Annotated in this window: 13 protein-coding genes; 1 reads left to right on the top strand and 12 read right to left on the bottom strand. The window is 46.2% G+C overall.

What is annotated here, in order from left to right:
• Positions 1 to 60: 60 nt before the first annotated feature.
• The 11 genes from BMY80_RS01525 to BMY80_RS01470 form a co-directional block, all read right to left on the bottom strand.
• Positions 61 to 411: an ApeI family dehydratase gene (locus BMY80_RS01525; RefSeq protein ID WP_093140270.1), complete on the bottom strand. Its 351-nt coding sequence runs from the start codon at positions 409 to 411 to the stop codon at positions 61 to 63.
• Complete coding sequence (locus BMY80_RS01520; protein WP_093140267.1) at positions 398 to 2,113, bottom strand: AMP-binding protein; 1,716 nt, start codon at positions 2,111 to 2,113, stop codon at positions 398 to 400. Before BMY80_RS01520 ends, BMY80_RS01525 begins: the two co-directional genes overlap by 14 nt.
• A 6-nt stretch (positions 2,114 to 2,119) precedes the next feature.
• The gene (locus BMY80_RS01515) at positions 2,120 to 2,359 is read right to left on the bottom strand and encodes an acyl carrier protein (RefSeq protein ID WP_031578109.1); all 240 of its coding nucleotides are present in this window, start codon (positions 2,357 to 2,359) and stop codon (positions 2,120 to 2,122) included.
• A gap of 52 nt (positions 2,360 to 2,411) precedes the next feature.
• Positions 2,412 to 2,672: a phosphopantetheine-binding protein gene (locus BMY80_RS01510; RefSeq protein WP_031578110.1), complete on the bottom strand. Its 261-nt coding sequence runs from the start codon at positions 2,670 to 2,672 to the stop codon at positions 2,412 to 2,414.
• Positions 2,673 to 2,865: 193 nt separating this feature from the next.
• The gene (locus BMY80_RS01505) at positions 2,866 to 4,893 is read right to left on the bottom strand and encodes a transglycosylase domain-containing protein (protein WP_093140264.1); all 2,028 of its coding nucleotides are present in this window, start codon (positions 4,891 to 4,893) and stop codon (positions 2,866 to 2,868) included.
• 14 nt (positions 4,894 to 4,907) lie between these two features.
• Positions 4,908 to 5,882, bottom strand: coding sequence for an ion transporter (locus tag BMY80_RS01500; RefSeq protein ID WP_093140261.1), 975 nt, complete (start codon positions 5,880 to 5,882; stop codon positions 4,908 to 4,910).
• An 831-nt stretch (positions 5,883 to 6,713) separates the two neighbouring features.
• The gene (locus tag BMY80_RS01490; protein WP_093140256.1) at positions 6,714 to 11,447 is read right to left on the bottom strand and encodes an alpha-2-macroglobulin family protein; all 4,734 of its coding nucleotides are present in this window, start codon (positions 11,445 to 11,447) and stop codon (positions 6,714 to 6,716) included.
• 263 nt (positions 11,448 to 11,710) lie between these two features.
• Entirely contained in the window at positions 11,711 to 12,544 is an 834-nt protein-coding gene (locus BMY80_RS01485; RefSeq protein WP_093140254.1) for a lysophospholipid acyltransferase family protein, read from the bottom strand.
• A 27-nt stretch (positions 12,545 to 12,571) separates the two neighbouring features.
• Positions 12,572 to 13,351 (bottom strand): beta-ketoacyl synthase chain length factor, encoded by a 780-nt coding sequence (locus BMY80_RS01480; protein WP_093140251.1) that lies wholly within the window; start codon positions 13,349 to 13,351, stop codon positions 12,572 to 12,574.
• A 114-nt stretch (positions 13,352 to 13,465) separates the two neighbouring features.
• Positions 13,466 to 14,689, bottom strand: coding sequence for a nucleoside recognition domain-containing protein (locus BMY80_RS01475; protein ID WP_093140346.1), 1,224 nt, complete (start codon positions 14,687 to 14,689; stop codon positions 13,466 to 13,468).
• A gap of 182 nt (positions 14,690 to 14,871) precedes the next feature.
• Positions 14,872 to 15,693, bottom strand: coding sequence for a pyridoxamine kinase (locus BMY80_RS01470; RefSeq protein ID WP_093140249.1), 822 nt, complete (start codon positions 15,691 to 15,693; stop codon positions 14,872 to 14,874).
• A 447-nt stretch (positions 15,694 to 16,140) separates the two neighbouring features.
• Here BMY80_RS01470 and BMY80_RS01465 point away from each other — a divergent pair, with 447 nt between their 5' ends.
• Entirely contained in the window at positions 16,141 to 17,667 is a 1,527-nt protein-coding gene (locus tag BMY80_RS01465; protein ID WP_093140246.1) for a hypothetical protein, read from the top strand.
• Positions 17,668 to 17,791: 124 nt separating this feature from the next.
• On the opposite strand, the gene BMY80_RS01460 is transcribed toward BMY80_RS01465, so the two are convergent.
• Positions 17,792 to 22,129, bottom strand: a complete 4,338-nt coding sequence (locus tag BMY80_RS01460; protein WP_093140243.1) for a translocation/assembly module TamB domain-containing protein — start codon at positions 22,127 to 22,129, stop codon at positions 17,792 to 17,794.
• Positions 22,130 to 22,159 lie beyond the last annotated feature (30 nt).

Genomic DNA, 22,159 nt, shown 5'->3' with positions numbered 1-22,159 from the left:
GATACAGAAAATACCTCCCGGACTACTTTTACGAATGAGAGGTTTTTATTTAAAGGAAGACTACTTTCCGAAAGAAATCTTTCCCTGAGAATAAATCATGCTTTCATCTGAAGCATCAGCAATGACAAAACTCAGACTGCCGTTCCCGACACTGATGCTGATAACAGCTTCTGTTTCCGGAAAAATCATATGATTGTACTTAACGGTATCAAAGCTGACGCCGTCAGTGTTAAGGTTAATTCCGAAGAACTTTTCGGCAAGACGGGAAATCACATACAGCTGTCCCACTCCGGGAAATATTTTCCGGTATTCAAAATGACCGTTGAACCAGTCAAGCTTCTCCGGAAAACGGGCCTGTATGCGTAATGAATTTTCTGAAACTTCACTTTTTCCAAAATCAGGCAGATTCATGATAAAAAGCCCTCTCCACTTTTTTATAGGCAATCTTTCGGCTGTCCGTTAAAGGCAGCTCGTCAGTTATGATGAAACGTCTTGGAACGGTAAGCTTTATCATCACTCTGCCAAGCTCGTTTCTGAGTCTGATAAAGAACCGCCCATGAGTGACTGAAGAAAGTTCGCGTCTGCCGGTATCAGACAGCACCAGCATGGCTCCGATGAATTCACGTCCCTTCTGTTCAAATTTCACTACTGCGCATTCCCTGATGAATTCGTGCGCGGTAATTATCTTTTCAAGTTCATCAAGACTTACCCTGTTGTCCTCAAGCTTTATGATTCTGTCACTCCTGCCGAGAAGTGTAAAGCTCTGTCGGCCGCAGGAATTTTCAGAAAGTCTGATAACATCACTTCCGGTATACGGAACACCTCCGTTAACATGAGCCGAGGTGATTCTGACAAGTCCGGTATCTCCGGCTGCGTTCCCCTCTTCATCAACAGTCTCCACTCTGGAAACTGACGGAACAAGCCATTCCTCCTCGGTATTTTCAGGATATCTGTAGGCCATGACTCCGGTTTCGGTACTGCCGTAGATTTCCAGAAGCGGCGCATCATAAACGGCTTTCGCCTTTCTGAATACGGGAGCCGTCAGTCTGCCGCCGGCGGACATCATGAGATTGACACGAACCGGACAGACTGTATCATCGAGTCTCTTGAAGAACCCCGGATTTGATATCAGAAACAGATTTCTGGACAGACCGCGAAGATTCATGAACTGTTCCTGATACTCCAGCATGGAAACATATACAGGGATTTCAGAAATTACCGGAAGCAGAAAACGGAACAGCACTCCGTAGGCATGGAAATTTGTGACCGTGGCGGCACCAACGGTATTGTCGGCGTAAGAAGGAAGAATGAAATTCCTCACACATTCTATTTCACGGTAGAAATCCCCAAGTGTGCGGGGAACTCTTTTCGGGAGTCCCGTAGAACCCGAGGTGAGACCGGTAATGGTAAGCTTCTCTTCTGCATTTCTGTCTTTCACGAACGGCGAAAGACAGGCAATAAACCGGTCAACGCTCTGACAGAAGTCGGAATCTGAAATCTTAATGTTTTTTTTCTGTCCGTCGGGAGCGGCATACGTTTCAGTACAGGAACGCACCGTTTCCCTTAAGGAAACATCATCAAGAATGGCCCTTACACTGCCGGCAGCCGTCTCGTAATCATTCTCTTTTTCAGATTCTTCGGTTTTCTGACACGCTAGAGGCGCCTCGGCGGGAGACGAATAGCGGGGACCGCAAAGACATTCACTGCGGTATTTTCCAAAAATACCGGAAAGATCCAGAAGAGCAGGAGAGTTTATTCCGTATGCCCCGTCTTCATTCCGGAAATGATTTTCGGCATCAGTGAAGATTCCTTCTTCAGAAAACACGCAGAGAGTGCATTTTGCATCGAATACCCTGAAACCTTCAGGCTGAAGCGTATTCGGCTGAACGATATTCTTTCCCAGAACCCAGCCTGCATACATCAGTGCCAGCATATGGGCAGAATTGTCGGTTGCCACCACAAAATCATCATAATCGGAATATCTGCGAAGACATTCTGTGCAGATAAAGGACAGTCTGATGATATCCCTGCCGAGAAACCCGGCGGTGGCGTCAAAGAACATCACACGATCATGATTACCGGAATCCGCGTATACCGAAAAAAGAGTTTTCATTGAACGTTAAATCCTGTCTGCAACAACCTTTACAATATCACCGACGGTTTTCACTGACTTGAAATCTTCTGCGCTTAAACGGCATCCGACCTTCTTCTGAAGTTCTGCAACCATGTCAATGGCATCAATGCTGTCAAGATCGAGATCGGTAACGATGTTTGATTCACGGGTAACCTGTGCGGGATCTATTTCAAAATTGTCGGCTATAATCTTTTTTAATTCTTCAAATACTTCATTTTCTGTCATTGAAGCATTCTCCTTGTATGTTGTCATATGTCAGGCGTTAATCCGCCTTTAACTATTTCTTCTGAGATTCGATGAACCTGACCAGTGTGGCCACTGAGTAGAAATGTTCCCTGACATTTTCTGATTCCGGACTGATTGAGACGCCGAAGGTATTCTTCAGTGCCAGACCGAGTTCCAGAGCATCAATGGAATCAAGACCGAGACCGTCACCGAACAACGGAGCATCGGTATCAATATCTTCAGGTGTGATGTCTTCGAGATTTAAAGCATCTATAATCATTTTCTTTACTGAAAGAACCAGATCGCTGTTCATATACACTACTCCTAGCTGTTTTTTTTACTGTCATACCAGTTGGTTATTAAAACATAATAAGCTCAACTTATCCAACAATAAGCATTTAATATCAACCTCAGTGCAAAAATTTAAATATATTTGACCACAAATCACACAGATACAGTGATTTGGACATCTGCACACAACCTGATAATAAGCAATGTGTTTCCGTTCAGTTTCCAAGAAGCACTCTGAAAGTGACGCTGTCTGAATGACCTTCACCGTCAAGAATACTTACCGTATGAATCCCCTCTTTCTCAACCTGAATGAAGCTGTCTTCGGTCTGTTCACCGTCATGGGACAGATAAACGGTTCCAGTGCCGCTCGTATAATGAATGAACACTCTGCCGTCGGCATCGGCCAGCACCACGTCCCCGTCATTCGGGAAATCAATGTGAAGAGCCTTGTCGTCAATAAGCTTTCTTTCTTCAACCACCTCAAAAAGAGCTTCCGGAGAAGAGATTTCAAGCAGTTCACTTTCAATCACCGGACGATGCATTTTTTTGGCAGGCAGACGGCCGAGAATTTCAAAAAGAACGGGAGCGGCATCCTTAAAGCCGGAATACTGATAGTAACCTGTTCTGTTGTCCGGAAATCTTATGGCAACCGCCACGGTATGATTTTCCAGACTGCCGATGGCAAGGGCGTCCGTAAACCTGCTTGAGGTTCCGGTCTTGTATGAGACCTCGTCAGCGGTAACGGCATTGTCCGGTCTTCTGGTAAGCCTGAGAATATTGAAAACGGCTCTGGCGCTGTCTTTTTCCATAAATCTCACTGCCGGAAAGAGCTTCTGATTTTCATACAGGGCATACGGATTCATCATACCGTCCTCGTTAAGCATGGCATAAAGTCTTGCCAGATTCATCAGGGATATGTCGGCACTTCCGAGAATCACCGAATAATCAGCCGTGCTGTTGCGTACCTTGAGCAGATTTTCATTGCGGTTCATGGAATTCACGAAGTATCCCGGACCTATGAGCTCAAGAACCTCAAGAGCCGGAAGATTGAGAGAACTTACAAGCGCCCTTGCCGCAGTTACCTTTCCGGAAAAACTTCTGTCAAAATTATCGGGACGCCAGCTGCCGAACAGTTTTGAATTGTCATGAAGAACGGTACGCGGATGCAACCGTCCTTCCTGAAAGGCCAGACCGTAGGCAAAAGGCTTCAGTGCGGACCCCGGAGATCTCGGTGAAAAAGGCAGACAGATACGGGTAATACCCAGATCCGAAGAACCGAGAACCCCCGTAACTCTGTGAGTATCGGCATCCAGAACCACTGCGGAAAGTACCGCACCGTCCTGATGCTTTTTCCTGAAAGATTCAGACACATCCTGAAGCACGTGCTGCACGGATGGTTCCAGATATGAATGAACCTCCCTGTCAGATGTTTCCGAAAAGACTCTGGATGCCAGTGTTATGGCACTCTGGTCAATGCTTCTGAGATTTCCGGCGACGTTATCTTCAAGTGTGGACTTCCACACGTCGTCTCCGAAAACACCCTTGTCACGGGAATTTCTCAGAACCTCGTTGATATAGTAGGCTGCGGCTTTTGGATTCCGGTCCGGACGGATATGCTCCGGTGCTCTTGGAAGAGCAGTAAGAAGAGCGGCTTCAGAAGGAGTCATTCCTGAAGGCAGATGTCCGAACCATCTCAGTGACGCCGCCTTGACACCTTCGGTGTTTCCCCCGTACGGAGCCAGGGTAAGATACCACTCCAGAACCTGCCTGCGTCCGAATTTCTGAGTTATGTAAATGGCCTGAACAACTTCCTTCAGTTTATTGAGATAGGTTCTTTCGTGTCCGGTGAGTCTCTTTACAACCTGCATGGCCAGAGTCGAACCTCCGGAGGTTATTCTGCCGCTGGACACATTGCCCCACAGTGCACGAGCCATTGCCGGAAAGTCAACTCCGCAGTGGCTGTGAAAATTCCGATCCTCGTTGGCAAGCAGCATTCTGATATAAAGGGGACTTACGTCCTCTACGGAAGTATAGAATCTGTAAGACTCGTTATCCTCTGACAGTGAAAAACCGGCAATGGAACCGTCAGCGGCATAAAGGACTCTGGATCTTTTTTCAATAAGGGAATAATCCAGTTCACTGATACAGCTCAGACAGAACAGTACCGCACCGGTAACAGTGGCAGACATTATCAGCAGCAGATACACCGCCCTTCTTCCGCGAAACACAGTACTAACTTTCACAAACAAACTCCGTTCTAGTCCCGGTGAATTATATTCATAGCCTTCTGTACCAGAGCTCTTTTTTCCTCTGAACTGAGCTTCTCGTCCTCCACCGCCCTTACGAGTTCAGCCACAAGATCTGACACTTTTTCATTGATTTCACGTTCACGCTGTTCTGATGAGTTTCTGGCCCTGACTTTCGAATACAGTTCCTCATAGTTCTGCAGAATGGCTCCGACCAGCAGATTCAGCAGGAGATACGCTCCGAATATAAACCATGCGGTAAAATAAAAGGTAATCACCCAGGAAGGAGCTCTGACAATTCCGAGTTCCGAAGCCATCACCAGATTGTTGCGCAGATTACTCCAGTCATCACCGGTGACCACCTTGAAAAGAGTGAACATGCTTTCAGAAACCGATCCGAACGGATCCACGTTTTTTCCGACAAAATAGTTCTGGGATTCCTCCTTAAACCTTTCATATACCGCGGATTCCTCAGCGGACACAGAGACAGGATCAGGCATCCGGAACAGGCCTACACCGATAATTGAAAAAACATATACGAACACCAGCATCAGTATCGTGACTCTGTAAAGCGACATCACTGATTTCAGCAGTACCTTTATAACCGTGCTCATCTCACGATTCATGGAAATGAATCTGGTTATTCTCAGCAGTCTTACCACTCTGAGTCCGACAAGCACATTGGCGCTTGAAACAAAGTTTTCCGGAATCAGACAGCAGACAACCACCAGAATATCAAAAATCTGCAGAGGATCAGTAAAATATGCCTTAACTGATCTGCTGGCAATGAATCTTATCACCAGTTCCACGCAGAACACCGCCACGCATAGAGAATCAAAGAAACGAAGCTCCGGCCGGGGATAAGACAGCATAAGTCCCGCTGTCAAGGCATTAAGGACAATCACCGCACTGATAAAATATTCAAAACCGACACACGGTCTGTGATTCTTTCTGTCTATCAGACCGGAAAAAAAATTCTTTAGCATAATCACCAATCTCTAATACGACACAGCCGCCTTTTTTATTTTCCTGTTGCCAAAAACCGGCAGGAATATGTCATTCACATTCATCTTTTCAGTCTAAAAATCATATCAGAAATCCGGCTGTATGCATTTTTTTTAAAGGACTTGTCATCAAATCTTGTATTACGGGACACAAATAACGTAACAACCTGACTCGCTGACGGTCTGCCTCACCACGTATTGTTCCGTAAAATGAACATTCTTTAATCTTTTGCGGAGCAGATATCCGGACAGGAGAATCAGAATAAATCTGCCGGAATAACATACTGTCTGACTATTTTGTATACGGTTATAGACATTAATTTACTGAAAGACATATAAGAAACATTTATAATGCATCCGTACTTATATTTAGCACAAAAACAAAAAATAATATATCAATCATATTTTTCAAAAGCTATTTAAATCCCCTTGAATAAAATAACCCATAGGGAAGGATTATCCATTTTTCCGGAAGCCATAAAAAACAGTTTCAGTTCTTACGGAAGAGTATTCGGTTCCATCGGATTCCTCATTATGATTCTGACGGGAATTAACTTTTTCGTTCAGTATGATCTGTTTCATCACCCGGATAAGAGCCTGGCGATTTTTGAAAACATTACGATAATCTGTATCACCATCTTTAATGCATCAATGGGCTTATCCTGTTACTACATGGCTGCCGGACAGCTTTTAAGAAGAAGAGAAATAACCATCTCGGGTTTTATGGAGATCTTTACGGACGGTTCATACTTAAAAAAAACTCCGACACCCTGTATAAAAAGTGTCGGAGCTTTATGTTTCTTACAGCTTCAGTTACTTAACCGTTATTGAAGCATTCTCGTTATATGACACGAACATCTTGGTGCCTATTCTGTCAAGATAGGCACTGTTCATCAGAGGAACCGATACGCCCCTGTGAGCCGCCTTGATGGTGTAGGCTACGGTAATGGCATTGGTATTGTATGCAGTGACAGATGATACAAAACCGGTATCGCCCTTTGAGACTTCCTGATATCCGAGACTTCCTGAAATTATGCCCTTAAGCAGTTTTTCATCGTCACCGCTGTATACCTTTAGCAGTACGGCATTGGCAGGAATCTTGTTTTCCACGGTTATCAGACCGCTGAACTTGGTCTTTGAGGTTAACTCGTTAACCACCAGAATTTCCTCGTTAACCTTGAGAGTTACAGGTCCGGTAATTTCCTTTCCGTTACTGTCATAATAACGAGTAGTCAGTCTGATACTGTCTCCGGTCACAGGAGCCTTCACCACGTAATCGTTGACACTGACGGTGGAAACAGCGGTTTCTGATGACGGATTTTCAACTGAAACCGCATTGCCCTTAACCTTCAGCTTGACGGTGGATGCAGGAGTTCTGTTAACTCCGGAAATATCGGCAATCAGGTACTGGCATGAAGGATCAAAATAGGTATCCTCGCTTAAATAACCGTACAGTCCGTCCAGACCTTCTGAGTAACCGGCCCTGACTGATGATCTGATTAATGCCAGAATTTCATGACGTACGTTGTTGATGACGTAAGGGAAATGAACCAGAAGCTTCTTGTACAGATCCACACTGTCATACACGTGTACGTTCTTTGAGGTAACATTATAGGTGTTGACCACGTTGTTCAGAGATGAAATTCCCTTTTCCAGAGCACGGGTACGTCTGTTCCTGTCTCCGTACAGTCCGAAAATATCAGCATAGTACGCAAAGGCTTCAATCTGATAATTGCTGCTGTTTTCCAGAGAGTCGAATCTGTAGATGGCATTGGTCTTTACATTAACCCCCATTCTGGCGAGAGCGTACATTGCCAGAGCCGCCGTGTTGTGACTTTCAGCGGTCTGCAGATCAGACAGCTTGTTCCTGATGATGGCAAGCATATTCCTGTTTACACCGAAGCCTGCGTTGTTTGCCTCAATGAGGAAGAGAGAAGCATATGCGTAGGCGTAGCATGATTCTTCATATGAATATGAAACATTCAGGAGAGAACCGTAGGTATCGAATCTGGACTCTACCAGAGATACCCTGTCGCTGATGCTCTTCTTGATTTCACGAAGCTCACGGCTGTCGGCCGCGCTGTTCTTCTCCATGGTATTGAGAACACTCAGAAGCGTCATGCCGTTGGCAGACTGCTTGTAGATGTTGCCGAACATGGTGTCGTCAGCCAGAATGTCCTTAACCATTTCAGAGGTATCAGACAGAGGGAATTTTCCGAGTTTGGCCACAACGTCGGTACCGTCCCTGTATGCATTCACAAATGATACGTCTGCCTTCTGACCGGCCTTGAGCACCACAATTCTGTTTTCGGCGATTCTGGACATAGGGTTAATCACCTTGATTTCGCGTTCGGTGGCGAAATCATATCCGTCTGATTTCACGGACAGGCTGACGTGACCGTCTTCGGTCCCCGTGGCTTCAATCTGAACCGGTACGGATGCAAGAGAGTTGTTTTCAGCGGAAACACTGCCCTTGCTGTCGCACTTTATACCGCCGGAGCAGGTTACGGAATAGGTATAGGTTCCGCTCCTGCCGCTTAAGTTGTTTATGGTAAGCTGCGCTTCCATGGTATCACCGAGATGCAGGTAGTAAGGCATAACCATTCTGCTTACGGCAGAATCCTTTACAGGTACGTCAACGGAATAGGAGCCGAGTTTGTCGGCAGACCATGCGGTAACCATAAGAGATGCCGTGCTGCTTACGTCCTTCAGATCATAATGAAGTTTTGCTTCACCGTTTTCAACCTTCACTCTTGGCAGATGGTATGACATCAGATTGTCAGTAATGTTGCTCAGTGTCATGCCTGCCATCATGTTTATGTCTCCGGATTCATCACCGTAGCCCTGCCCCTTGTGAGACACGCTCTTCATGATGTATGAGTACGGATCATAGATATCGGTATTGAAATATCTGTGGTTGTACAGTTTCTTCTCAGGTTCCGGCGCCTTCTGACCATTAATGTTCAGAATTCCCTGGTCGATGAACGAGGCCGCCACGTAAGTGTTGCTGTCGGCATTATCCACTTTGACGACGATATCAACACCGCTGTTAGGTACAACCTTCTGCGGAATATCTGCGGAAATCTTCAGAGTATCGGCACTCTTATCGGCTTCGAGATAAGCCACGCCGATGGAACGGAGAGAGCCGAGATACCTGTTCTCTGCGGAAGCATAGGTGGACAGCACTGCATAGCTGCCGCGGACAAAGGAATCGGAAAGCTTCACAGGAAGTCTGTTGTGCCCCTTTCTGATCTCGTAATGAGTCATTGAGGAATCAGGAGTATCCACAACCAGATCGGCAAAACCGTCATAACTGCTGTCGAATTCAAGGTAGGCTGTCTCTCCCGCCTTATATGCCGTCTTGTCCGCAAAAAGCTCAAATCTGTCAGGATACTTAGGATCTATGTCAGAGCATGAACCGGCATAGAAATCGGATGATGTTTCCAGCCCGTTGTAATTAAGTTTGATTACATAGCTGCCGCTTTCAAGTCTGTATCTGATCCTGCCTGAGGTGTCTTCCTTGAGATCAAGCGAACCTGCTGTTACCGGGGTCAGATGTTCATTTCTGAGATAATTCCAGGAATCGTTGTTATACACGAACTGGTATGAGATGTGACGCTTGTAGATGGAGTAATCAACCTTTCCTTTATGAAGATTGCCGGACTGATCCGCCAGAATAACGCCGAAATCCGTCATCATGGAGTCATTTTTGTCGAAATCGGTCTTTACCCCGACAAGCGGAGACTTGAAATAGATCTTAAACTCGTCTTTCTTGTTAAGAACCTTGGAATTAGGATCAGTAAAGCCGTAGCTGGATTTTACCTTCTGGGCATAATCATCAGAAACGCCTTCGGAATCAAGGGTTATGGTAACGGCACCGGTATTGTCCGTCTCTAACTCAGGCATATTTCCGTAAACTGTCAGTTCTGACACCTTGCGCTGATTAGGACCGAAGTAGTAATCCTTGTATGCGTCCACCGGTTGATTATCAGGTTCAATGGTGTAGTAACCTGACACACTGATCCCCGGAGCAGGAGCGTCATAAGTGAATCTGGTACTGATGATTACACTGTCGCCGACCTTGAGCACCGGCCCCTTTCTGAGAATGCTAGGTTCAATGGATGACGGTATGAAATCATCAACCAGCACGCTGGTTGTACTTAAAGTATGCTTTTTGTCAAAGCCCAGTACGAATTTCCAGCTGCCGTTCTGAGAATATTCATCGAAATCAAAATCATAATCGAAGGCACCGGCTACAGGATTGCTTAAGGTAAGTTCCTGATAAAGCAGTCCGTCAGGTCTGTACACCATAAGCTTCAGCGCCTTGACGGAGGTGGCCTTGAGTTTTCTGTCTCTTACAATGGCATGATAGTTCACCTTTTCACCCGGACGGACCATGGTTCTGTCGGTATAGGCAAACACGTTGTAGTCGGAATCGGTTCCGCTGGTATCAGTGGTACGGACACCTTCGAGCACCAGAGGCATCAGACGCAGATCCTGACTGTAAAAATCACCGTCTTTGGTAACATTTACGATCACCGGCTTCTGGGAATTTACCCCCTTAACGGCCTCTCTGCCGAAATGAGCATAACCGTTCTTATCGGTAACGGCTGTAGCCAGCACTTCATTGCTAGAACTTATGAGCGTGGCCCTGGCGCCAGCCATCGGTTTGGCGGAATTGAGCGCCCTCACGGCGATATCAATGCCGGTATCCTTCTGGTAGGTGGTCATTCCTATGTTGGAGATAACCAGAGACTTTGCCATGAACATGCTTCCGTAATGATCCGTGATGTAGTCAAGGCAGTCTCCTTCGGCATCACATTCAGTGGTATCGGTGCCGGTAATGAACAGTACATAGGTACCCGGTTCCTGCTTTGCGGAAAGATCCTTCAGATCCACAAAAGTAGTGACGGTGGTGTTTTCTCCGCCTTCAACCTTGTAGACTTTTGTTCCGAGGAAAGTACCGTGTTCGCGGATATAGTCAACCGTGCTCCAGCGGTAATCCAGATCACTGGTTGCTCTTGAAGTGTAAGCTGCCAGATCCATGGAGGAGATTCTGTAGAGAACAGCCCTGAACTTATCATGGTTAATGCTTTCTACGGCTACCTTCTTATCCTTTTCGGCTGCAGAAATTATATTTCCGGCCTGGAATCTGATGCTCGGCTGATGATCGATTGTCTTGAATTCCACGGATGTGTCATGACTAAGCTTTGCATTGGAGGAATCCCTGAGACCTGCCTTCAGGGTAACCTTGTATTCGGTTCCGAAATCAAGATCGGAAAGACAGAGATTTCTGCCGCTGGTGAAAAGGTTCACTTCCTGAACCCTGCCGGTTGTCTTATTAAGTGCGGACACGTAATTGGCCAGCACCTTCGGAGTATTGCCTTCAGTTTCCATGCTCTGTGTCATGACAAGACAGGTGGTGGCTGCTCCGGTCTGATTCTGATCAATTGTTCTCAGAACCTCGGGGTCGGCCGCCAGAGCGGCTGCTCCGTATCCTGAATAAACCAGTGCCGTTACTGCCACTGTCAACTTGGATAATTTCATTCTTCAGTCCTCGAAAAAGTACATAATCTTTATGCTGTAAATCCGTTTCTGCATAAACATGTAAAACAAACAGAATATTTATGTACAACATTTTATGTTTTATCTGACTGTTCATCAAAACTTATGAAACATCAGCACCTAAAAAAGCGTGCCTCAGTCAAATATTGAGCCTGAAAAATATCCGTAAGCATGAAAAACAATCTCCGTCCGCCGCCGGACAGCATGTAAAAGCCCCGGTTTTCAGAATTGAGTACTGCTTTATGTCAGAAGCCGGCCCGACCTTCATCACAGGCTGATTTCAGTTCGGGAATTTTCTCTCTGTACATTTTTTCAAGATACCTGTTCAGATGTCTTGCCCGTACGGCGGGAGGCAGATTATCTTCCGGCACCATGTCGGAAACCTTAATCGGCCGATGCCTTTCAATGTAGAAATGAGGAACATGCTTCGGAGCCATGATGTTCAGGAAACCGCGGCTGAGATATTCAGGTTCCGAGCAGTAAATGAATATCGGAACAATATCCATGTCCAGACGTGAAGCCAGATTGGCGGCACCTCTTTTAAAACAGATGTCACCGTGGGTTCTGCTTCCCTCCGGAAATATCAGAAGGCTGTCTCCGTTTTTCAGAGATGAGGATACCTCATCCAGTGATGAGAGATTATTCACGTATCCCAGATGATTTATGATGTGTCTCATGAATCCAACGGTAAGCGAATGCTTTACCATGGTATTTACGGTTACTTCGGTATGAGTAAGCAGAATCACGTAATCGACCAGTGTCGGATGATTGGAAATGTAGATACGGCCTCTGCCTGAAGAGGAAGACATTGAGCGGTCACTCGTGGCTGCGGAATCTTTTTCGTCCTCGACATCCCTGAAATGAACTCTGAATACGAACATTATTCCGGACAGAAAAACTATAAAGCGGAAACTGGATTTTACGAGCCCTCTGAGTACCAGACAGCGCTTTCTGCCGTTACGGATGACAAGACTCAGCAGAAAAAACACCGGAACGCCGAGAAGTACCGCTCCCAGTGAGAAGACACCGAAAACGGTCAGTGTTGCCAGACTTCTTAAAATCAGCGCGATTTTCTGCATGTTCTTTTTCCGTATCAGAAAAGCTGTTTATCTGTCTTCTGCAGGTTCCGGCTGCGGAGGATTCACGAACCTCAGTTCCCTGAAATAATCAACCGGATCCATTCCACCTTCTCTGCCGTAGTCAAATTCAAAATAATGCTCTTCGGTTTCCGGATCGGATTCGGAAGTTTTCATGGCGCTGTCCGTGCGGTAAAGCTCATCCACCGAACTGATGTCCGCCTGCCATTTTTCAAGAACCGCGGCACAGGCATAGGAACCGTTGCCGAACACGCTTTCCGGAATAGGCATGATATTGTTTGAAAGATCCTCCTCATAAACCACAATTAGGACTCTTTCCTTTCCTTCGCCGTAAAGGGAGGCATAGGCCTCGGCCATGGCCGCACCGAGCGTTTTTTCAGCGGCGCTTACCGCCGTGGTTTCTCCGAAGAATCTGCTGACGATGGAGAACACGCCGACATTGCCGTTATGAACCGATGCGGAAAACTCGGTAGGAGAAACACCGTTGTCCATGTATACGTCCCTTAGCAGTGTGATGCACCTTTTGGTCTCTCCTGTTCTGCTGGCAAAGATAACCTTGTCGATTTCATAATGTCTGAATGCTTCCATTGACAGGGCCACGGCCATCTTGCCCGAAGAGCTCAGACGTCTGCGCATCATCATGGGAATGGCCTTTATGACAGGCAGTTCCTTAATCGAACCGTCATCATGATGATTGTAGTTGCTTCCCTGTATTTTTTTCAGTTCCTCGTACGCATGCGCATAGCCTGACAGGAAATAAACCTGCTTTAAATTAAATCTGAAGCTCACGACACATCCTTAAATATTCAGAAAAAACAGCCGGAAACTCCGGCGCAAACAGCCTGAATTATACAGCAGATCCGTTATTCTCCCAAACGGAAGGCTGACAAAACCATAACGCACTTAACCAAAAAACATGTAGCCTATAACCACTGCGGCTATCACTGAGGCGAGATCCGCCATCAGACCGCAGAATACGGCATGTCTGACTCTGGTAATTCCCACCGAACCGAAATAAACGGCTATGACGTACAGTGTGGTTTCAGTAGATCCCTGCATAATGGAGGCTATGTGCCCCTGCAGCGAATCAGGTCCGTAGTTTTTGAAGACATCAAGAAGCATGGCTCTTGCCCCGCTTCCGGAAAGAGGTCTGACCAGACCTACCGGCAGCGCATCGGTAAAGGCCGTATCCGAAAGGAACAGACCGAACAGCCATTTAAGTCCTCCGGTAATCAGTTCCAGAAGTCCGCTGCTTCTGAATACCGCAATGGCAAACAGCATGGCCACAAGATAAGGAAGAATGTCGATACAGATGCCGAAGCCCTGTCTGGCTCCCTTTACGAAGTCCTCAAACACATTCTTTTTAAGAAACATCGCATAGGCAGTCACCGCACCCACGAAACCCACCATGCACACGTCACTGAATACGGTGGCCTGTGAAGCCAGATTTTCTCCGGCTCTTACCGCCCATACGGCAAGCCCCGCAATAAGCCCCGCCAGAAAGACGAAAGCCGCCAGCACAGGCACTTTGAAAATATTGATTTTCTGGATAAGGGCCGTCACCAGGAAACCGACCGTGGTAGAGACCGCGGAGGTAAGCAGCAGCGGCAGAAACACATCCGTCGGACTTGCGGAACCGAACTGGGTTCTGTACATGATGATGCTTACCGGAAAAATCGTGATGGCCGAGGTGTTTATCACCAGAAACATGATCTGACTGTTCGAAGCCGTATCTGAACTGCCGTTGAGTGTCTGCATATCCTTCATGGCACGAATACCGAAGGGAGTTGCGGCATTATCGAGTCCGAGCATGTTTGCGGACATGTTCATGGTGATGCTGCCGATGGCCGGATGTCCTTTCGGAATATCCGGCATTATCACTCTGAAAAGAGGTTCGAGCACTCTGGCAAGCTTTGCGGTCAGTCCTGCGGATTCCATTATGGAGGCAATCCCCATCCACAGACAGGTCATTCCCAGAAGCCCGATGATAACCTTGACCGACAGATCCGCGGAACTGAAGAACTCCTGCAGGAATGCGTCAATCTGCATGTCATCCGTAACCAGACATCTTATGAGCGCGGAGATAATTCCCAGAACTATCATCCCGCCCCAGATCTTATTAATCATACACTCGAATTCCATTAACCTCCGACTGACAACCTTAAGGTTTCAGACGGTATAAAAACATATCCGGCCGCGGTCCTTCATCAGAACCGTCAGCCGGATAATTATAAAGGGATTACCGCAGACTCTGCATATCAGAAGCGCGAATATGCCGGTTATCTCAAAAAAACGACCTGTACTTTCGCCTACTGCAGAACGTCAAGACAGGCTTCGATTCTGATGCCCTTGAACTTGTCGTCGTTGTCCTTGTTTCTGATAACCATCTTCTTGACTGAAATCATGGCATCTGAAACTGCGGCCTTGAGATACATTCCCTGAAGCAGTCTGCCCATCAGTATTGACAGGAATATGTCACCGGTTCCCGGCAGGAATACCGGTACGGAAACATACGGCAGCAAGAAGTATTCATCCTGTTCGGCGCTGTATCCGGCAACTGCCTCGCTGCCTTCAACGTGACAGCTGGTAATTACCACTGAACGGGAACCGAGGTCTCTCAGGCGGTCAACCAGAGCAAAAACCTCTTCCCTGGTAAGATCGTCCTTATACTCGGAATCAGTCAGATACACGGCTTCGGTGTAATTCGGAACACAGCAGTGGGCAACGGCCAGAAGTCTCTTCATGTTGGCTACGGTTTCCATGCTCATGCCGTTATACAGAGAACCGTTGTCCGCCATGATTGGATCCACGAAAATCAGCACGCCCTTCTGAGCTTCCCTGCCGCAGAAATCAATCAGCAGATCCGCCTGAGCCGTGGAGGTGATGAGTCCGGTGGAGATTGCATCAAATCTGAATCCGAGTTCTTCCCATACCTTGATGGAATCACGCATATAGTCCGTGGTATCCTGTATTCTGAATTTACCGTACTCCAGAGTATTTGAAACCAGTGCGGTAGGAAGATTGTAGATGTGGTACCCCATATTGGTAAGCACAGGAATCATGGCTGAAAGAGCCACCTTGCCGTAACCGCAAATATCATTTATCAGAAGAATCTGTTTGCTGCTGGTCATAATCTGTCCCGAAAATAAATATTCAGGCAAGCGCCTGAAACAAAGTTTTTAAACCAAAAATCAAAAATTGCATGCATTATTGCACATTGATTTTTTTTGATCAATCACACATTTTAAGATGATTTAAAGACTGATTTACGGGAAGCCTTCAAAAACCTAGAAAAATACAAGGAATTATCGGAAACAGCCTCTTTCCGAAAAACACCGAATCATTCCGACAAACCGGAATGATAATACATTCCATGCCTGACAGTTTCACACCTTGTATTAAGTTTTCGTTTCCTGTTTCTTTCATAACATTTTTATACATACCGTGTCTCGTATTTATTATATTGTGTGTGTATCTTTATTTTTTTCATAAAAAATAACCTATCATTAACCTGAGTACCTTAACTTTGGCATATCCACAGCACGTAAGATATGCCGTTGCGGATATATAGAGAGAATATGATGGTAAACAATAACAAACCTGAAAGCTGCAGATGCCCATCATGTGACGGTTTTTTACTCTTTGACATCGGTTATCAGAAACTGCGCTGCGATAAATGCGACAGAGTGCTGTCATGTGAGGATTATGAAGCCCTTAAGGGAAACACGGCCGTCCCTGCCGCCTCTCAGAGCGAAGAGATTCAGGAAACAGGTCTGCGGAACGAATACATAAGCAGGGTAAACAAAACGTCCCTCTACACCTGTTCATTCTGCGGGGGCGCAATTTATCCCGGTGCGCTTCAGGCCTTTGTAAAATGTCCTTTCTGCGAAAGACCCATCATACTGAATGATAAAATCAAAAAGGATAAATCTCCGGATATTGTCATTCCATTCATGCAGTCAAAGAACACTCTCCTGAAAAAACTTAAAAAACTGTGCGATGAAAGAAGTTTTATCCGTCGTGGTTTTCTTGATTCCCTCGACTCTGCAGAAATAACAGCCAGATATTATCCCTTCTGGATTTACGACGTTGATGTCGAAGGCAGGGGAACCTGTCAGATGGAAAAGCTTACGTACAGGCAGCCTGTTCTTACGCACGAATGCTATAATAATCAGATGACCTGCCGGCTGACGTTCTCAAGCATTCCTCAGGATGCCAGCAGAAAATTTTCAGATGACGTTTCCCAGAGTGTGGAACCGTTCAATATAAATCAGAGCAGACCGTACAGCGCCGGATACCTTTCAGGCCTCGACGTGGTACTGCCTGATATCAAGGAAAAAGCAGGCTTTGCAACTGTAAAACAGCGAGTTCTGACAACGGCAAAGGAAAAAACCAGACAGTCGTTAAGATATTTTCATGAAATATCCAGAAGTTCAGAATTCAATGTTAAGCCTGTAAGTATTGTTTACGCCATATTCCCGGTATGGGAAATGACCGTAAAGTGCGACAATGAGGAATTTACTTTTGCCATGAACGGACAGACCGGCAGACTGGTGGGAACACTGCCTGCTGATGAAATAGCTCCGTACAGGAGAGCCGCTTTTCTGACCGTTGTCAATCTGGTTGTCTCCACCATAATCATGTGTGCGTGTTCTATCCTTTCAAGACATGCCTTTGAACTAGGTCTGTTTCTGGTTATGGTGACTCAGCCTTTTTATTTCATAGTAAACATTCAGCCTGATTACAACAGTCTGTTTGAAGACGAGAGGATGTCCCGGATACTGTTCAACACTGCCCTGACAGTCCTGTTCCTGCTGGTACTGTTCGTGATATTTTTTACCAAGCCGGTATTTATAATAGCGCTGATCACATTCTTCTGCGTACAGCCGATGGTTTACAAATCAATTCTCAATGAACTCTATCTGCACAAAGAAAAACGATATGAGGAAAAAATAGAAAGAGTCTTCGATGCCGATGATTATTTCGTGGCAGAACAGAGCAGCATTGAAACAACTAAGCCGGAATATACAAGGACCTATGACTCCACACCAAGATACGTTACCGTATCAGCCGAGGACGGTTCGGTTATCAGATACAGTAAGTAACGAATCATGCGGTTGCGCCTGAATCCGGGGAATTATGGCCGAATCCCGTTATCAATCTGTGTGATCAATAACGGGATTCGCACTGACCCCCGGTAACGGGATTTTTTACCTCAGAATAATCTTATTATCTGGCATCTGTCTTTTCAGCCGAATCCGAATTCCAGAAATCAAAATCAAACTTGTAGACCGCATCAACCGCCTGTTCGATGGAACTCAGGGCTTCGATATAGAATCTCGGGAACATTTCATATCTGATGCGGAATTCAGATACCGCATTGTAGATACCGTAACCGTATGCCACCTGAACCTTAGGAAGAATGTAAGCTGAAACCTCAACGGAGGTATCATCGCCTTCCCCCTTCGAATCAAGAGACACATCCTCGAGACCTACAACCTCTCCCATGCGCCCCACTATGCTGTTGGTCTGCATCAGCCCGACACCCAGCAGCAGCTGAGTAGCCATGTCGCTGCTGCCGCTGGTCTGGTCAAGCCCCTTGCCGCGAAGCAGGTAGGACAGAGCCTCACTCTGATTCATTTCCGGACGTGAGAAGATGGAAACCGTAGGACTGTTGGCATTACCGGTAACCTTGATACCGACCATGATATTGTCATCCTCCATGGACTGAGGATTTCTGATGGCTCTGATATTCAGGTTCGGACTTGCCGGATCTCCAACAAACAGAATTCTGCCCTGTTCAATCAGAAGATTCTGACCGTAGGCATGGAATGTACCGTCAATCATTTCAATCTTACCGTTGAGAGTCATCGACCTTCTCGGTCTCTGAGCCAGGGTCAGACTTCCCTTGAGGTATGATTTCAGACCGAGAGCGTTAACCTTGATTTCGGGTCCGAGATTAACCTTGATATTCATACGGAAAGGCATGCTGTTTTCCTCGTTATCGACATACATGCCGTCTTTGTTCTTATAATATTCCGTTATGTCGCTTGAAGCGGATACGGAACTTGCCGGAAGTTCCTTGACCTTGATTTTAGCTGAAGGAATGTCAACCGTTCCGTCAATACTGCCGTATCTGTCGGTGAACTTGCCGGTAATATCCAGCTTGACAAGAGCGTTACCGTAACCCATAAGCTGAACCGGAAGCTCTTCTGTATCAACTCTTATCACGGCATCAAGTCCTTTTTCCCAGGATACGTTGCCGTTAATCTTTCCGTATTTGTCGTTAAAGCTGAAGGACGAGGTTATGGAGGCTTTACGTCCGTCCACGTCCATGGTGCTGTTGATATGCTCAATCATACCGATACCGGCTGAAGGGAACACATTCATTTCATTTATTTTCAGCTGTCCGTAGAAGGCAGGATTATCAAGAGTTCCTCCATAGGTTCCTCTGGCTGACAGAATACCGTTGGCTGATGTTACCTCTTCGGAGAATTTTTCCGCAAGAATCAGGTTGAGATTGCTGATATCCAGACTTCCGCTGACAATCTTCTTTGATGAAAGCTGATTTACATTGAAATCAGTACTGATATAACCGAGTTTGCCGAGATCTATTCTTATGCTGGAAGTCAGATTATCCTTTGACAGTTCGGCATTGAGTCCCAGTCTGTCAATATCAAGACGTTCCCTGTTGTAATACAGGGCATTGGCGTCTTCCCTGAGTCTGAAGGAGGCAAAAGGCTGACTGTGCTTCGTGCCGGCTTTAACGAAGATATCCAGCGGCTTGTCAATCATGAAGCTTTCCGGAAGGAATTTCTTGAAACGCATCAGATCAAGCTTCGGAATTTCCAGATTTATTTCTGAAGCTGCTGATGAATAATATCCGTCTGATACGTTAATCAGCACGTCATTGACTGACCATGCATGACCGTTAAGACTGGCTGAAAAATCAGGGGCAAGCTTCATTCTGAAATTTACCGGTCTTACAAGACTAACGGCAACATCCCTTGCTTTGGCGGTCAGTTCACTCACACTGCCGATATACAGATCTCTGGCCTTGTTGAGACCGCCGTCAAATCCCAGAGTTACGGGACCTGCGATGGTATCTGATTTCATCAGCAGATGATGCTTTGATTCACCGCCGTTAAAATCGAGATTGAAATCCTTTATATATGAGTCCTTGCCCTTTCTCAGTTCATCCATGTACAGACTGAGTTTACTGTCGGCAAGCACCATGTTCTTCAGAAATGCCTGAAGCTCAAGGGCTGCGTTGTATACATGGTAATGTTCGGCTATAAACTCGCTGGCATATATCTTTGCATCGATGTTTGGTGATTCAAAATCGCCGGTTATCCTGATGACACCATTAATCAGACCGTAATAATCCGGCATGATGACGCTTATGTCCTGCACGTCCAGACTGACATGCAGATCCGCCGTCTTCTGGATTTTTCCGCTGATATCCAGGGTGTTTTCATCACCAACGGCCAGATGTACGCCTTCAATAATTCCTTTGCGGGAGGAATTCAGCTCAAAACGGCCGGAGGTTAAGGACAGAGGATAGTTCATCAGTCTGCCGTCGGCATCCAGTCTGGAAACCTTTACCACCCAGTCATTGCTGTTCTGGAAATGCACGTATGAGGTTATGCCGAGATTTACGTTGCCTTCATAATCCGGCAGATATCTGGCAAGTTCAACGACATTGGCATCAACCTTGCCGTCAAATGAATACTGATCACTCCAGATGGCCTTTCCTGAAACATCCAGGCTGTCACCGATGTCTGAATTAACCCTGAATTCGCTTATGTCGACGGATCCGAAATCAGTATTCAGAACTCCGTGCAGATCCAGCACTGGATAATCCAGAGCCCTGATACCTGATGCGGTAATGTCGGCAGCCACACTCTGCAGGCTGCCGTCTGCATGAAGCTTCAGACTTTCCGCCGAATATTCAATCACATCGGCATCAAGAGGCCAGAGAGCATGTCTGACATCAATATCGGCACTGAAAGGAAGTGTCGGAGCCAGAACATTGCTGCGGACAATGACATCCGCGTCAATTGCCCCCACTGCGTGAATTCCGCCTTTGAGATCCGCCAGATCTCCGGTCACATTGGCGTCAAGCGTGTGATTGTGAAGCAGACCGAACCAGTCAGGATTATTTGAACTCGCTTTTAAATGAGCTTCTATAGGATAGTATTCTTTAAAGGTCATGTCACTGTCATTGAGCTCGGCATGTCCCAGCTCATGATCAAAATAAAGATGATCAACATGGAGATCCGGTCCGACGAAATTCATTTTGAAGCCGCCGTTGAAAATACCGGTATCAAATGAATCCATGTGATATCTGGAATTTGTAAGAGTAACCTTTTCAACGTAAAGGTCAAACGGCAGAATTACGGTATAAAGCGGTTCAATGCGCTTATGTATCTCATCTCTGTCATAAGGATCATTAAGAGGAAGTTCGTCTTTGGAAGCGGGAGTCTCTGAAGATGCCTGTACGTCGGCTGAAACCTGAACCGGAGTCTTTTCTTCAGGCTTTTTACCTGTCTTCACATCTGCCGTTTCAGCCGTTTTTTCCAAAACCCTCTCAGTCTCTGAGACAGAAACATCCCCGCTGTTTTCAGTCCGACTGTCTACTGCCTGTTCTTCAGCGGATTCATTATCCCTGCGGGCTGATTCGGCTGTATATTCAGGATGAAGGGACAGCAGAGATTCATAAGTAATCTGCTCTCCCCCTGCACGACGGGCAAGCAGTGCGTCACGATCATCTCCGTGAAGCAGGGAATCCCCGTATTCAATATTGAGGTAATCCACGTTAAGCACGGTGTGATTCATTGAAGCTGACGCGGTACAGCGTTTTACAGCCACGTCAATAATGTTTGAAAGCATCAGGAAACGATCAATCTCGATGTTCTTCACACTGAGATTCACGGGCATGTCCAGAACGAATCTTTCCCCGTCATCCTCGACCTCTTCTTCTGCTTCCACGTAAGGATTCACGTCCGGAGCGGGCATGTATATCAGGGTAGGATCCGGTTCTTTTGCCGATTCCCTGATTCTTACCATGTCTCCCTGTTCGTTAAGGGCAAAGGAATAGTTCTCGTAAAGACGTTTTTCCAGAATATCACTTATTCCCGGAAATTCCACAGGCTTATTGCCGAGCACCAGCAGTATGTCTGAAGTTTTAAGATATCTGACATTCAGATGACCGTACAGCAGATCCCATACTGAATACTTGATTTCCAGTTTTCCGGCATCAATATGAATGGAGTCCTCTATATCCAGTCGGAAATTCTCCATGGTAAAGCCGTTGGCAAGATTACCGTAGGTAAGATCACCGTCAATACCGTCCACAAATCCCTTGACCCTGTTCCATGTGAATTCCGAACCGGTATGGGTAAACAGTACGAATAAAAGCGTAAGAATAACAAATATCAGCAGTGAAAAAAACACTACCGTTGACCACTTGATCACTTTGAAAACGATAGATCTGATTCTGCCAAAAACACCTTTCTTCTCTACCGTTTCTTCTCTGACTTCCAATGGTTCTTCTGGATTCTGCATAACTATTAAACCGCTGTCTGAGACAAAAAT

The organism is Ruminobacter amylophilus, assembly GCF_900115655.1.
GTDB lineage: Bacteria > Pseudomonadota > Gammaproteobacteria > Enterobacterales > Succinivibrionaceae > Ruminobacter > Ruminobacter amylophilus.
Note: the sequence above shows the minus strand (reverse complement) of the source record. Positions and strands in the feature narration are given on the sequence as shown.